At 72.3% G+C, this 13,036-nt stretch carries 12 protein-coding genes; 6 read left to right on the top strand and 6 right to left on the bottom strand.

Going from position 1 to position 13,036, the window contains the following annotated elements; translation table 11 throughout:
* Positions 1-207 precede the first annotated feature (207 nt).
* Complete coding sequence (locus tag IF88_RS0103335; RefSeq protein WP_030707051.1) at positions 208-1,191, top strand: TerC family protein; 984 nt, start codon at positions 208-210, stop codon at positions 1,189-1,191.
* 13 nt (positions 1,192-1,204) lie between these two features.
* Here IF88_RS0103335 and IF88_RS0103330 read toward each other — a convergent pair whose 3' ends face one another.
* The 3 genes from IF88_RS0103330 to IF88_RS0103320 all read right to left on the bottom strand — a co-directional run bounded on the left by IF88_RS0103330 (position 1,205) and on the right by IF88_RS0103320 (position 4,139).
* A complete protein-coding gene (locus tag IF88_RS0103330; protein WP_030707049.1) occupies positions 1,205-2,521 on the bottom strand; it encodes an MFS transporter in 1,317 nt (438 codons plus the stop codon).
* Positions 2,522-2,783: 262 nt separating this feature from the next.
* A complete protein-coding gene (locus tag IF88_RS0103325) occupies positions 2,784-3,440 on the bottom strand; it encodes an MBL fold metallo-hydrolase (protein ID WP_030707047.1) in 657 nt (218 codons plus the stop codon).
* Positions 3,441-3,449: 9 nt separating this feature from the next.
* Positions 3,450-4,139 (bottom strand): maleylpyruvate isomerase family mycothiol-dependent enzyme, encoded by a 690-nt coding sequence (locus IF88_RS0103320; RefSeq protein ID WP_030707045.1) that lies wholly within the window; start codon positions 4,137-4,139, stop codon positions 3,450-3,452.
* A 185-nt stretch (positions 4,140-4,324) separates the two neighbouring features.
* Here IF88_RS0103320 and uvrA point away from each other — a divergent pair, with 185 nt between their 5' ends.
* Positions 4,325-7,309, top strand: coding sequence for an excinuclease ABC subunit UvrA (gene uvrA, locus IF88_RS0103315; protein WP_030707043.1), 2,985 nt, complete (start codon positions 4,325-4,327; stop codon positions 7,307-7,309).
* A 130-nt stretch (positions 7,310-7,439) separates the two neighbouring features.
* Here the strand turns inward: uvrA and IF88_RS0103310 are convergent, their stop codons facing one another.
* Entirely contained in the window at positions 7,440-8,090 is a 651-nt protein-coding gene (locus tag IF88_RS0103310; protein WP_030707041.1) for an NAD(P)-dependent oxidoreductase, read from the bottom strand.
* Positions 8,091-8,163: 73 nt separating this feature from the next.
* Between IF88_RS0103310 and IF88_RS0103305 the strand changes: the two genes are divergently transcribed.
* On the top strand, positions 8,164-8,775 hold the full coding sequence (locus IF88_RS0103305) for a TetR/AcrR family transcriptional regulator (protein WP_030707039.1): 612 nt from the start codon (positions 8,164-8,166) through the stop codon (positions 8,773-8,775).
* Here IF88_RS0103305 and IF88_RS0103300 read toward each other — a convergent pair.
* Positions 8,765-9,646: a carbohydrate kinase family protein gene (locus IF88_RS0103300; RefSeq protein ID WP_030707037.1), complete on the bottom strand. Its 882-nt coding sequence runs from the start codon at positions 9,644-9,646 to the stop codon at positions 8,765-8,767. The two genes, IF88_RS0103305 and IF88_RS0103300, sit on opposite strands and share 11 nt — an antisense overlap.
* Before the next feature lie 143 nt (positions 9,647-9,789).
* On the opposite strand from IF88_RS0103300, the gene IF88_RS0103295 reads away from it, so the two are divergent.
* A complete protein-coding gene (locus IF88_RS0103295; RefSeq protein WP_030707035.1) occupies positions 9,790-10,221 on the top strand; it encodes a Rieske (2Fe-2S) protein in 432 nt (143 codons plus the stop codon).
* Between the two features lie 11 nt (positions 10,222-10,232).
* Here IF88_RS0103295 and IF88_RS0103290 read toward each other — a convergent pair whose 3' ends face one another.
* Positions 10,233-11,165, bottom strand: a complete 933-nt coding sequence (locus IF88_RS0103290) for a hypothetical protein (protein WP_030707034.1) — start codon at positions 11,163-11,165, stop codon at positions 10,233-10,235.
* Positions 11,166-11,394: 229 nt separating this feature from the next.
* Here IF88_RS0103290 and IF88_RS0103285 point away from each other — a divergent pair, with 229 nt between their 5' ends.
* Both IF88_RS0103285 and IF88_RS0103280 read left to right on the top strand, forming a co-directional pair.
* A complete protein-coding gene (locus IF88_RS0103285; protein ID WP_030707032.1) occupies positions 11,395-11,991 on the top strand; it encodes a papain-like cysteine protease family protein in 597 nt (198 codons plus the stop codon).
* Entirely contained in the window at positions 11,988-12,779 is a 792-nt protein-coding gene (locus IF88_RS0103280) for a hypothetical protein (RefSeq protein ID WP_030707030.1), read from the top strand. The genes IF88_RS0103285 and IF88_RS0103280 overlap by 4 nt, the downstream gene beginning before the upstream one ends.
* The last annotated feature ends 257 nt before the right edge of the window (positions 12,780-13,036 follow it).

The raw sequence follows: 13,036 nt of genomic DNA, 5'->3' as shown, positions 1-13,036 counted from the left end.
CCCTCGATGGGTATGCTCGTGTGTGCGGAGGGGAGTATTCCTGCTTTCCTGCTACGGCGTACCCGTCAATACGGACCACTGCGGTGATGTGACCGCGGTCGGTCCCGGGGCGTCGGCCCACGGCCTCCAGGCCGCCCGGGTGGAAGAGACCTCCGGCAGCGATGACGCTGACGTAGTCCTGAGCCATCCGCCGGAGGCGTGTTCACCATGGAAGTTTCCTGGGCCCTGTGGGCCGCGACCATTCTCGGTCTGTCCCTCCTCATCGGTGCCGACTTCTTCATCGGCCGCAAGCCGCACGACGTATCGATCAAGGAAGCCGGTACCTGGACGGTCGTCTGGATCGTCCTCGCCGCGCTCTTCGGCCTCGGCCTGTGGTTCTTCGGCACCCCCCAGGCGTCCCAGGAGTTCTTCGCGGGCTTCATCACCGAGAAGTCGCTGAGCGTCGACAACCTCTTCGTCTTCGTCCTGATCATGGCGAAGTTCGCGGTGCCGTCCCACCTCCAGCAGCGCGTGCTGCTCATCGGCGTACTGATCGCCCTGGTCCTGCGCGCGGTCTTCATCGCCGCCGGCGCCGCGATCATCGCCAGCTTCTCCTGGGTCTTCTACATCTTCGGCGCGTTCCTGATCTACACCGCGTGGAAGCTGATCCAGGAGGCCCGCAAGGACGAGGACGACGAGGAGTTCGAGGAGAACCGTCTCCTCAAGTCCGTCGAGAAGAAGTTCGGCGTCGCCGACCGGTACCACGGCACCAAGCTCTTCATCGTCAGCAACGGCAAGCGCGTGCTGACCCCGCTGATGGTCGTCATGCTCGCCATCGGCACCACCGACGTGCTGTTCGCCCTGGACTCGATCCCCGCGATCTTCGGCCTCACCCAGGACCCGTACATCGTCTTCACCGCCAACGCCTTCGCCCTGATGGGCCTGCGCCAGCTGTACTTCCTCATCGGCGGCCTGCTGAAGAAGCTGGTCCACCTCAGCTACGGCCTGTCGATCATCCTGGGCTTCATCGGCGTCAAGCTGGTGCTGCACGCCCTGCACGAGAACGGGGTGCACGTCCCGGTGATCTCGATCCCGGTCTCCCTGGGCGTCATCTGCGGTGTCCTGGTCATCACCACGATCACCAGCCTGATGGCCTCGAAGAAGCAGGCGGCGGCCGAGGCCGCCACCCGCGAGGAGAGCATCGACGCGTAACCGCGGCTACGAGCTATGCGGGGGCGGCCGCTTCGGCCGCCCCCGCTTCCGTTTCCCTCCCGGCGCCCGATCCCGCCCGGACGACCAGCGGACTGGTCTCCGGCAGCAGCGCGAAGCAGCCCAGGCTGAGCAGGGCGATCCCGGTCAGGTACACCGCGACGCCCCACGGCGGACCCGGGCCGTCCGCCAACGCCGTCGCCACGACCGGGGTGAGCGCCCCGCCCAGCACCCCGCCCAGGTTGTAGCCGACGGCCGCGCCGGTGCAGCGGATGCGCGGGGCGTACAGCTCCGGCAGGTACGCGCCCACCACCGCGAACATCGTCACCATGCCCAGCAGCGCCACCGCGAAGCCCAGCGTCATCAGCAGCGGGTCGGCCGTACCGAGCAGTGCCACCAGCGGGAACATCGACAGGACGCAGGCCGTGCACCCGGCCAGGCACAGCGGCCGACGTCCGTACCGGTCGCCGAGCACCGCCACCAGCGGGGTGACCAGGCCCATCAGCGCCACGGCGCCCATGATGCAGGCCAGGACCCCCGTCCGGGCCAGGCCGAGGCGCTCGGTGGCGTACGCGAGGGCCCAGGTGGTGACCGTGTAGAAGACGGCGTAGGCCACGGCGAGCGCCCCGCCGGTCAGCAGGAGCAGCCGCCAGTGGCCGCGGACCACCTCGGCCAGCGGAGCCTCGGCCCGCCGCCCGGTCCCGGTCAGCGCCTTGAACTGCGGGGTCTCCTCCACCGAGCGGCGCAGCCACAGACCGGCCAGCGCAAGCAGCCCGGCGGCCCAGAACGGCACCCGCCACCCCCACGAGGTGAACTGCGCGTCGCTCAGCGACGCGGACAGCCCCAGCATCAGGCCGTTGGCCAGCAGGAAGCCCACCGGCGGGCCGATCTGCGGGAAGCTCGACCACAGCCCGCGCCGCTGTTCCGGCGCGTGCTCGGCGGTCAGCAGCACCGCGCCGCCCCACTCGCCGCCGAGCCCGAGGCCCTGCACGAAGCGCAGCAGGAGCAGCAGCACGGGCGCGGCCACGCCGATCGAGCCGTACGTGGGCACGCAGCCGACGGCGACCGTGGCGAGGCCCGTGAGGAGGAGGGAGGCGAGGAGCACCGGGCGCCGGCCGTAGCGGTCGCCGATGTGGCCGAAGACCGCCGACCCGAGCGGGCGGGCGAGGAAGCCGACGGCGAAGGTGCCGAACGCGGCGAGGGTCCCGGCGAGCGGGGAGAAGGAAGGGAAGAAGAGCGGGCCGAGCACGAGGGCGGCGGCCGTTCCGTACACGAAGAAGTCGTAGAACTCGATCGCGGTACCGGCGAGCGAGGCCAAGGCGAGCCGCAGCATGCCGGGGCGGGTCGCGTCGTCGGCCCCGGTATCGGCGTCGGTATCGGCATCGGCGGGCCGGGCGCCGGCGGACGCGGCGGTGGTCGGGGAGACGGGCGAGACGGGTGAGGCGGGGGAGGGAACGGGGGAGGACGCGAGGGGCGGGGAGGGGTCCTGGTGCATGGTGCACCAATTACCCCGTCCCCCGCCCCTCGGGACGTGCGTTCGGCCGTCAACGACCGGAAGGAGTGCGTCGCGTACCGAAGTTGACGCGTCGCCCCGGCTACCAGCCGCGCTCGCGCCATTCGGCCAGGTGCGGACGCTCCGCGCCGAGCGTGGTGTCGTTGCCGTGGCCCGGGTAGACCCAGGTCTCGTCCGACAGCTGCTCGAAGAGCTTGTGCTGCACGTCGTCGATCAGGCTCGCGAAGGCCTTCGGGTCGCCCTGGGTGTTGCCGACGCCGCCGGGGAAGAGGCAGTCGCCGGTGAACACGTGCGCGTGGCCGTGCGGGTCGTCGTAGATCAGGGCGATCGAGCCGGGGGTGTGTCCGACCAGGTGGCGGGCGGTCAGCTTGACCCGCCCGACCTGGACCGTGTCCCCGTCCGCCACGGCCACGTCGGTCGCCACCGGGATGCCCTCGACGTCCTGGGCACCCGCGTAGGTCCGCGCGCCGGTCGCCGCGACGACCTCGGCGAGCGCGCCCCAGTGGTCGCCGTGCCGGTGGGTGGTGACGACGGACGCGATGCCGTCGTCCCCGATCAGGCTCAGCAGCGTGTCCGCCTCGGCGGCCGCGTCGATGAGCAGCTGCTCGTCGGTGGCCCGGCAGCGCAGCAGGTACGCGTTGTTGTTCATGGGGCCCACCGCGACCTTGGAAATCATCAGGTCCGCGAGCTCGTGCACGTCGGCCGGACCGCCGACCTTGACCTCTCCGGTGTACGTCATGTCCTGATCCTAGAGCGGCGGGAGCTCGGGCAGGGGGCCGCCCGCGGTGGTCAGGGAGGCGCCCTTGTCGCCGCGGCCGGCCAGCCAGGCCAGCAGGCCGGCGGCGGTGCCGGACACGGTCACGACGGGCTCCCCGGCGGATCCGGTGCGCCAGGTCCGCCCGTCGGTGGTGACCAGGGCCGTCGGCGGCACTTCCGGGCGCGCGGACCAGCGGTCGGCGAGGAAGGTGATCTCGCGGTCGGTGAACTCCGCGGGCAGGTCGTCGAGCTCGTAGCCGATGTTCAGGTCGACGTGGTGCAGCTCGACCTCGACCCAGCGGCGGAACGGCACGTTGGCGGCGAGGTCGGTGATGCCGTTGCGCAGTTCGACGGTGCGGGACCAGTCCTGGTCGGGCTCCGTAATGGCGAGGAAGCGGGCCCCGGAATCACGGAGGTCCGTGAGGTGTTCTTCCAGGGGCCGGCCGGCGTCGCGTGCGATGTCCGCGTCGCGCGAGGCGGCGCTCTCGTACATCGGGCGCCCCTCGAAGACGTTCACCAGGGCGTCGGCGTTGCGCGCGAGGTGGGCCAGGACGTGGCCGCGCGTCCAGCCGGGGAGATGTGACTCCTCGGCGAGGGCCGCGTCGTCCATTTTCGCGACTGCGGTCAGCAGCCGGTCCGTGGCTTCACGTACAGATCGCAGGTCGTGCACATGATCAGTCATGAGTCGAGCCTAGTGGTCCCGGGACTTCGGCCACACGATCGGGTGAAGAGGTCTTCGGAGTGCCGTAAATCGAATGTGCGTGCTATACGCTCGAAGTCCAGACTCCATCTCCACCGCAGAGGCGCCCCCCATACCCTGGGACGGGGGCCCGTGCCCCCGCTCTCTCAAGAAAGGTGCGGACCGGCGTGACCGACCGTCTCATCGTTCGTGGCGCTCGCGAGCACAACCTGAAGAACGTCTCGCTCGACCTGCCCCGCGACTCACTCATCGTTTTCACCGGACTCTCCGGCTCGGGCAAGTCCTCCCTGGCCTTCGACACGATCTTCGCCGAGGGCCAGCGCCGCTACGTCGAGTCGCTCTCGTCGTACGCACGCCAGTTCCTCGGGCAGATGGACAAGCCCGACGTCGACTTCATCGAGGGCCTCTCCCCGGCCGTCTCGATCGACCAGAAGTCCACCTCGCGCAACCCGCGCTCGACCGTGGGCACCATCACCGAGGTCTACGACTACCTCCGCCTCCTCTTCGCCCGCATCGGCAAGCCGCACTGTCCCGAGTGCCGCCGCCCCATCTCGCGGCAGTCACCGCAGGCGATCGTCGACAAGGTGCTCGCGCTCCCCGAGGGCAGCCGCTTCCAGGTGCTCTCGCCGCTGGTGCGCGAGCGCAAGGGCGAGTTCGTCGACCTCTTCGCCGACCTGCAGACCAAGGGCTACAGCCGGGCCCGGGTGGACGGGGAGACCATCCAGCTCTCCGAGCCGCCCACCCTGAAGAAGCAGGAGAAGCACACGATCGAGGTGGTCATCGACCGCCTGACCGTCAAGGACAGCGCCAAGCGCCGGCTCACCGACTCCGTGGAGACGGCCCTCGGCCTCTCCGGCGGCATGGTGATCCTGGACTTCGTCGACCTCGCCCAGGACGACCCCGAGCGTGAGCGGATGTACTCCGAGCACCTCTACTGCCCGTACGACGACCTCTCCTTCGAGGAGCTGGAGCCGCGCTCCTTCTCCTTCAACTCTCCCTTCGGCGCCTGCCCCGAGTGCACCGGCATCGGCACGCGCATGGAGGTCGACCCCGAGCTGATCATTCCGGATGAGGACAAGTCCCTGGACGAGGGCGCGGTCTCGCCGTGGTCGCTCGGCCACACCAAGGACTACTTCCAGCGGCTGATCGGCGCGCTCGCCGGGGAGCTGGGCTTCCGGACCGACATCGCGTGGGCCGGGCTGCCGGCGCGCGCGAAGAAGGCCCTGCTCTACGGGCACAAGACGCAGATCGAGGTCCGCTACCGCAACCGGTACGGGCGCGAGCGGGCGTACACGACGGCCTTCGAGGGGGCCGTGCCGTTCGTCAAGCGGCGGCATGCGGAATCGGAGAGCGACGCCAGCCGCGAGCGCTTCGAGGGCTACATGCGCGAGGTTCCCTGCCCGACCTGTGAGGGCACCCGCCTCAAGCCGATCGTGCTCGCCGTGACGGTGATGGAGAAGTCCATCGCCGAGGTCGCCGCCATGTCGATCAGCGAGTGCGCGGACTTCCTGGGACGGATGCGGCTCGACGCCCGCGACAAGAAGATCGCCGAGCGGGTCCTGAAGGAGGTCAACGAGCGGCTCCGCTTCCTCGTCGACGTCGGTCTCGACTACCTCTCGCTCAACCGGGCCGCCGGCACCCTGTCGGGCGGCGAGGCCCAGCGCATCCGGCTCGCCACGCAGATCGGCTCCGGCCTGGTCGGCGTGCTGTACGTGCTGGACGAGCCCTCCATCGGCCTGCACCAGCGGGACAACCACCGGCTGATCGAGACGCTGGTCCGGCTGCGGGACATGGGCAACACGCTCATCGTGGTCGAGCACGACGAGGACACCATCAAGGTGGCCGACTGGGTCGTCGACATCGGCCCGGGCGCGGGTGAGCACGGCGGCAAGGTGGTGCACAGCGGTTCGCTGAAGGACCTGCTGAAGAACACCGAGTCGATGACCGGGCAGTACCTGTCGGGCAAGCGCTCCATCGCGATCCCGGACGTGCGCCGGCCCGTGAACGGCGAGCGCAGGCTCACGGTCCACGGCGCCAAGGAGAACAACCTGCGGGACATCGACGTGTCCTTCCCGCTGGGCGTCCTCACGGCCGTGACCGGCGTGTCCGGCTCGGGCAAGTCGACGCTGGTCAACGACATCCTCTACACGCACCTGGCGCGCGAGCTGAACGGCGCCCGCTCGGTGCCGGGGCGGCACACCCGGGTGGACGGGGACGACCTCGTCGACAAGGTCGTGCACGTCGACCAGTCGCCGATCGGCCGGACCCCGCGGTCCAACCCGGCCACGTACACCGGTGTCTTCGACCACGTGCGCAAGCTCTTCGCGGAGACGATGGAGGCGAAGGTGCGCGGCTACCTGCCGGGCCGCTTCTCCTTCAACGTGAAGGGCGGCCGCTGCGAGAACTGCTCCGGCGACGGCACGATCAAGATCGAGATGAACTTCCTGCCGGACGTCTACGTCCCGTGCGAGGTGTGCCACGGCGCCCGGTACAACCGGGAGACGCTGGAGGTCCACTACAAGGGCAAGTCCATCGCAGAGGTCCTGAACATGCCGATCGAGGAGGCGCTGGGCTTCTTCGAGGCCGTGCCGACGATCGCGCGCCACCTGAAGACGCTGAACGAGGTCGGGCTGGGCTACGTCCGCCTCGGCCAGTCGGCGCCGACGCTGTCGGGCGGTGAGGCACAGCGCGTGAAGCTGGCCTCCGAGCTGCAGAAGCGGTCGACGGGCCGGACGGTGTACGTGCTGGACGAGCCGACGACGGGTCTGCACTTCGAGGACATCTCGAAGCTGATCAAGGTGCTGTCGGGGCTGGTCGACAAGGGGAACTCGGTGATCGTCATCGAGCACAACCTCGACGTCATCAAGACCGCGGACTGGGTCATCGACATGGGCCCGGAAGGCGGCTACGGCGGCGGTCTGGTGGTGGCCGAGGGCACGCCGGAGCAGGTGGCGTCGGTGGGGGCCAGCCACACGGGCAAGTTCCTGCGGGACATCCTGGGGGCGGACCGGGTCTCCGACGGGACGCCTCCGGCGCGGGCCGCGGTGAAGAAGGCTCCGGCCAAGAAGACCGCCGCCTCCGCGAAGAAGGCGGCCCCGGCCAAGAAGACGGCCCCGGCCAAGAAGACGGCGTCGCGGGCCCGCAAGGCGTAGCCGCTGCGCAGCTCGGCAGGAGGGGTTCGGCCGCGGCCGGGCCCCTCTTCGTCTGCGGCGCCGCTGCCGGGGGCTCTGCCCCCGGGCCCCCGCGCCTCAAACGCCGGCGGGGCTGGATTTCCCAGCGCCCTCAGGAGGCGACGCCGACCGTGTGGGCCGTGTAGGCCGGGTCGGTGAGGGTGGTGAGGAGGGCGTCGGCGACGTCCGCGCGGGGGATGGCGCGGCCGCCGCGGACGTTGGCGTCGAGCGCGCGGCGGTACGTGCCCGTGTGCGGCTTGTCGCGGAGCATCGGCGGGCGGATCACCGTCCACTCGGCTCCGCTCGCGCTCAGCTCCGCCTCCATGACCGCGAGGTCCGCGTAGAGGTCGCGCAGCAGTCGGCGCAGCAGCGGGTAGACGACCGCCCGGGTGAGCACGCTCTCGCCCTGCGCCGGCGGGCCGACCGGGGCCGCGCTGACGACCGAGAGGCGGGTCACGCCCGCCCGGTCCATCGCCGCGAGGATGGCCCGTACCGCCGGGCCCGTCACCGGGGCCGCCTTGGCCTGCTTGTTGCTCGCCGCGCCGAGCGCGGAGATCACCGCGGATCGGCCCGCCAGTACGGGGACCAGCGCGTCCTCGTCCGTCAGATCGGCGACGACGGCCACCCGGAGGCGGTCGTGGGCCGGCACCGACAGCCGGGCCGGGTCGCGGACGACCGCCGTGACCTCGTGCCCCGCGGCCAGTGCCTGCCTGACGACCTCCTGGCCGACGCCGCCCGTGGCTCCGAACACCGTGAGTTTCATCCTGGCTCCCTGACATAGGGGAATGCGGGTGGGTGAGTGTTTACTCACCTCTGCTTGCCTTTAGAGTGAGTGAATGCTCACCCCGAAGTCAAGCCGTCCCACCCCCGAGCGGCTGCTCGACGCCGCCGAGAAGCTGATGCGCACCAGCGGCCTGGCCAACGCCACCACCAAGGCCATCGCCCGCGAGGCCGGGTGCTCGGAGGCCGCGCTCTACAAGTACTTCGCGAACAAGGAGGAGCTGTTCGTCCGCGTGCTGATGGAGCGCACCCCCAACGCGGGCCCGCTCATGGCCGCCCTGGACGCCGATCCCGATCCGGCGGAGCAGGGGGTCGAGGAGGCGCTCGCCGACATCGCCCGGCACGCCTCGCTCTTCTACGCCGACGCCATGCCCATGGCCGCCTCGCTCTTCGCCGAACCCGCCCTGCTCATCCGCCACCGCGAGGGCGTGCAGAAGATCGGCTCCGGGCCCCACGTGGTCCTCGACGCGCTGGCCGGCCGGCTGCGGCGGGAGCTCGACGCCGGCCGGCTGCGGGCCGACGCCGATCCGGCGGCGGCCGCCGCCCTGCTGCTCGGCGCCTGCTTCCAGCGGGCCTTCTTCCTGCACTTCTCCGGCGCCCAGGTGGTCCAGCCGGTGGAGGAGTTCGCCCCGGCCGTGGCCGGGACCCTGTGGGCCGCTATCCGCTGAGCTCCGCCGCGTACGGGGGCTCCGCGCCCGCCCGCGTGCAGGTCAGGGCCGCAGCGTGGGCGGCGTAGGCCAGGACGTCCGGCCAGTCCACCGGCTGCCCCGGCGCCCCGGCCAGCCGGTGCAGCAGGGCGGCGTTGACGGTGTCGCCCGCCCCGATCGTGTCGGCCACCGCGACCCGGCGGGCCGCCACCGAGTGCTCCGCGCCCTCCCGCGTCCAGACGGTCAGGCCCGCCGCGCCCCGGGTCAGCACCACCGCCGAGGGCCCCGCCGCCAGCCAGTCGCGGACCCCGCCGCCCAGCCAGGCCGCGTCGTCCTCGGACAGCTTGAGGACGGTCGTGCTCGGAAGCAGCCGCTCCAGGAAGCGTGCGCGGTACGCCGCCGGGTCCGCGATCAGCGCCGGCCGGATGTTGGGGTCCAGCAGCGTCAGCAGCCCGCGCCGCGACTCCCGGCGCAGCAGGGCCTCGTACGCGCTCGCGCCAGGTTCCAGGACCAGCGAGCAGGTGCCGAGCGCGAGGGCCCGTACCCCGTCGGGGAGGGCGGGGGGCAGGGTGAACAGCCGGTCCGCCGTGCCCTCGACGTAGAAGCCGTACGAGGCGGAGCCGTCCGGGGCCAGCGAGGGCACGGCGAGCGTGGTCGGCTCCGGTCCGCGCTGGACCAGCGACACGTCCACCCCGGCCGCGCGCAGCCCGGCCAGCAGGCTCTCGCCGAAGCCGTCCGCCGAGACCCGCGAGCAGAAGGCCGCCTCGGCGCCGAGCCGGCCGAGGGCGAGCGCGGTGTTGTACGGTCCGCCGCCCGGCCGGGGCAGCAGCGCGCCCGGCGGCCGCGCCGCGGGCACCAGGTCGATGAGGGCTTCTCCGCCGACGACGATCACGCGGGGGAAGGTACCCCATGCGCCGGCGGTATCGTCGGGTGGGCCGGTGCCCCGGCCGGGCTTCCGCCCGCGCACGGTCCGTGCCTCCGCCCGTAGCCGTACCCGTACCCCGCCCCACCGTGCCCGCACCCCAGGAGAACCGCATGCCCGCGTCGCAGTCAGCCGCCCGCCGCACCGTCCTCAAGGGCGCCGCCGCGCTCGCCGGGGCCGCCGGCGCCGGAGTGACGCTCGCGGCCTGTTCCACCGAGACCAACAGCGGGAGCGCCACCCCCGCCACGCCCACCGCGCCGGTGGAGCTCGGCGCGGCGTCCGACGTCCCGGTGGGCGGCGCCAAGCTGTACCGGGAGAGGAAGCTGATCGTCAGCTGCCCGGCGGAGGGCCGGTACACGGCGTTCAGCGCCCAGTGCACGCACGCCGGCTGCGTCCTCGACAAGATCGTCGAGGGTCAGGGCAACTGCCCCTGCCACGGCAGCCGCTTCGACGTGGCCACCGGCAAGGTCCTGCGCGGCCCGGCGTCCGCCCCGCTGGCCGCCGTCCCCGTCCGGGCCGAGAACGGCAAGCTCATCGCGGGCTGACCCCGCGCAGGTCACTCCCAGTCCCAGCTGATCCCGAGGATCCCGCGCCGCACCGTCTGCTCCACCAGGTGCACCGCCCGGTGCCGGCCACTGGGCGTCAGGTCCGCGAGGCCCGTGCGCGGGGCCTTCGGCCCGGTACGGGCGAAGCGCCGGCAGCGCACCGGCAGGGCCGCCTCGTCGAAGCGGACCTGGAGCATGTACTGGCCGCCCGCGTAGCTGAAGCCGCGCACGTACTCGCCGCTGCGGGAGCCCGTGCCGTCCTCGATGCCGTAGCCGAAGACGTAGGTGTCCCCGCGCCGCAGCCGCGCGTCGAAGAGCAGCTCCGCGACCACCACCCCGGCCTCCGGATGGCAGCGCACCCGGCCCGTACGGCAGTTCTCGTACGCCGCCACGCGGATCCGGGAGACGTCGCAGCCCGGGTCTCCGTGGTGGACGGCGAGGTAGCGGTCGACCCCGTCGCGGTGCGCGCGGACGATCTGCTGCGACTCGCGGACCCGCAGCTCGCCCGCCGGACCGATGCGGACCCGCTCGTGGTGGCCGAGCGAGTGCAGTCCGCCGTCCGGCGGCAGCTCCATCCCGTCCAGCAGCCGCTCCACCGCGGCGCCCATGCTGAACAGGGCCCGGTACGAGCGGGTGGCCGGACGGGCCGGCCCCGGGCCGGGTTCCGGCGCGGCGAGCAGGCGCAGGAGGGCGCCCTCGGGCAGCTCCAGGATCTCCTCCAGTGCGGTGACGGCCCGCAGTGACTCCGCGTGGCGCGGCCGCCGGGCGCCCTGCTGCCAGTAACTGAGGCTGGTGACACCGACCTTGATGCCCCGTGCCGCCAGCCGGTGCTGGATCCGGTGCAGGGGCAGCCCGCGCGCGGCGAGGGCGGCGCGCAGGGCGAGGTGGAAGGGGCCGCCGCGCAGCAACCGGCCGAGTTCGGCCGTGTCCCCCGTCGGCGCCATCACGACTCCTCTGTGAACGTTCACACGCGTCGGCGCGGAGGATCGCGCCGGAGGCTCCGGGGGACCAGGTGGAACGACAGCAACCGTTCACACCGCAGCCCCACCGTTCACACTGCAACGTCACCGCGTATTGAAGCGTGTTGACCTGATCGCGACAACTGTTCGATGCTCCTCCACAGCGTCCGGACGCGCTCCTCCACCCCCCACTCCCCACACCGGGAGGAACGCGATGCGCACCCGAAACCGGCGGCTTTCCCCGGCCGCCCTCCTCACCGCCGTGCTGTTCACCCTGCCCGTCGGCACCGCCACCGCCACGGCAGCCGAGACCGGCACCGACTCCGCCCTGGCCTACAAACGCCTGAACATCACCATGCAGGCGCAGCAGAAGACCAACTGGTGCTGGGCCGCGGGCGGCAACACCATCGCCACCTGGTTCGGCCGGAACCACACCCAGAACCAGTTCTGCAACGCTGCCTTCAACCGCCAGCAGGGCTCCGAGTGCCCCAACAACCAGGCCACCCTCGGCAACGTCCAGACCGGACTGCGCTGGGCCGGCATCAACCCCGGCTCGTACGTGACCGGCTGGCTCCAGTACTCCACCGTCCAGAGCGAGATCAACGCCAACCGGCCGATCGAGACCCGGATCCAGTGGTCGAACGGCGGCGGCCACATGCACGTCGTCTACGGCTACGACACCGCGAGCAACTGGGTGTACTGGGGCGACCCCTGGCCCTCCAGCGACCGCTACAACTGGGCCTCGCACGCCTGGTACGTGAACAACAGCACCTTCTCCTGGACCCACTCCCTCTACCGGATCGGGGCGTGACCGCCATGACCCTGCGCGCCACCGCCGCCGCGGTCCTCGCCGCCACCGCCCTCCTCGGGCTCGCCCCGCTCGCCGCCGCGGCTCCCGGGGGTCCCGTGCCGCAGCCCGAGGCCGCCACCGCCGAGAACCGGGCCGCCGCCACGCGGGCGGCCACCGCACCCGACACCCTCGCCACGCTCTCCCGCTTCTTCGCCCGGGAGGGCAAGGTCTCCCTCACGGCCGCGCGACCCCGGATCGAGGGCGAGGCGATACCGGTCAACCACCTCTCCCCGGACTTCGTCGCGGGCCGGGCGGGGGCGTCCGTCGCCCGCCTGGAGTTCCTCGCCAGCAAGGCGGTCTCCTCCGACGGGCAGCAGGCCGCGCTGTGGACGGCGCGGACGGAGGCGGGCTGGCAGGTGGTGAACATCGCCACCGGCGACGACGAATTCCGCTACGCGCGCCTGGGCGCGGAGAAACTGCCCGGCGGGACGGTGTTCCGGGAGCCGCAGATCGACGCGTGGTACGTGGCCGGGGGCGGCCGGGTGCTGCCGCTGGACGAGGACGCGGTGCGGGCCGTGGGCGCCGGGGGCGCCGGCCTGGACGGGTACCGGGCCCGGGTGGCTGCCGCCTACGGGGACAAGCTCCCCGGCTCCGCGTATGCCTCGCGGGGCGGTGCGGGCGGCTACGCCGAAGCCCCTGCCGAGGGCGCCGGGATTCCGGGCGGGGTGGTGGCTGCCGCCGGTGCCCTCGCGCTCGGCGGGGCCGGGGCACTGGGCCTGCGCCGCCGCCGGGCCGTGACTGCGGGGTAACCCCGCACCAGCAGGGTCCGGCTGCGGCCAGCGGCCGGGCCCTGTGGGCGGCTCCCCCCGCCCTTTCGCCGTTTCCCGGGGCTCCGCCCCCGACCCGGTCCTCAAACGCCGGACGGGCTGAAATACAGCCTCGCCGGCGTTTGAGGCACGGGGTCCGGGGCGGAGCCCCGTTCTTTACGGGTCCGGGCGGAGCCCGGGAGCCCCGAGCGGCGGACGGCCCGGATCCGCAGACCGGGCCCGGAGGGCTGCGGCGCGTT

Source organism: Streptomyces sp. NRRL F-2580 (assembly GCF_000720115.1).
GTDB lineage: Bacteria > Actinomycetota > Actinomycetes > Streptomycetales > Streptomycetaceae > Streptomyces.
This window is presented reverse-complemented; position numbering and strand designations above follow the sequence as displayed.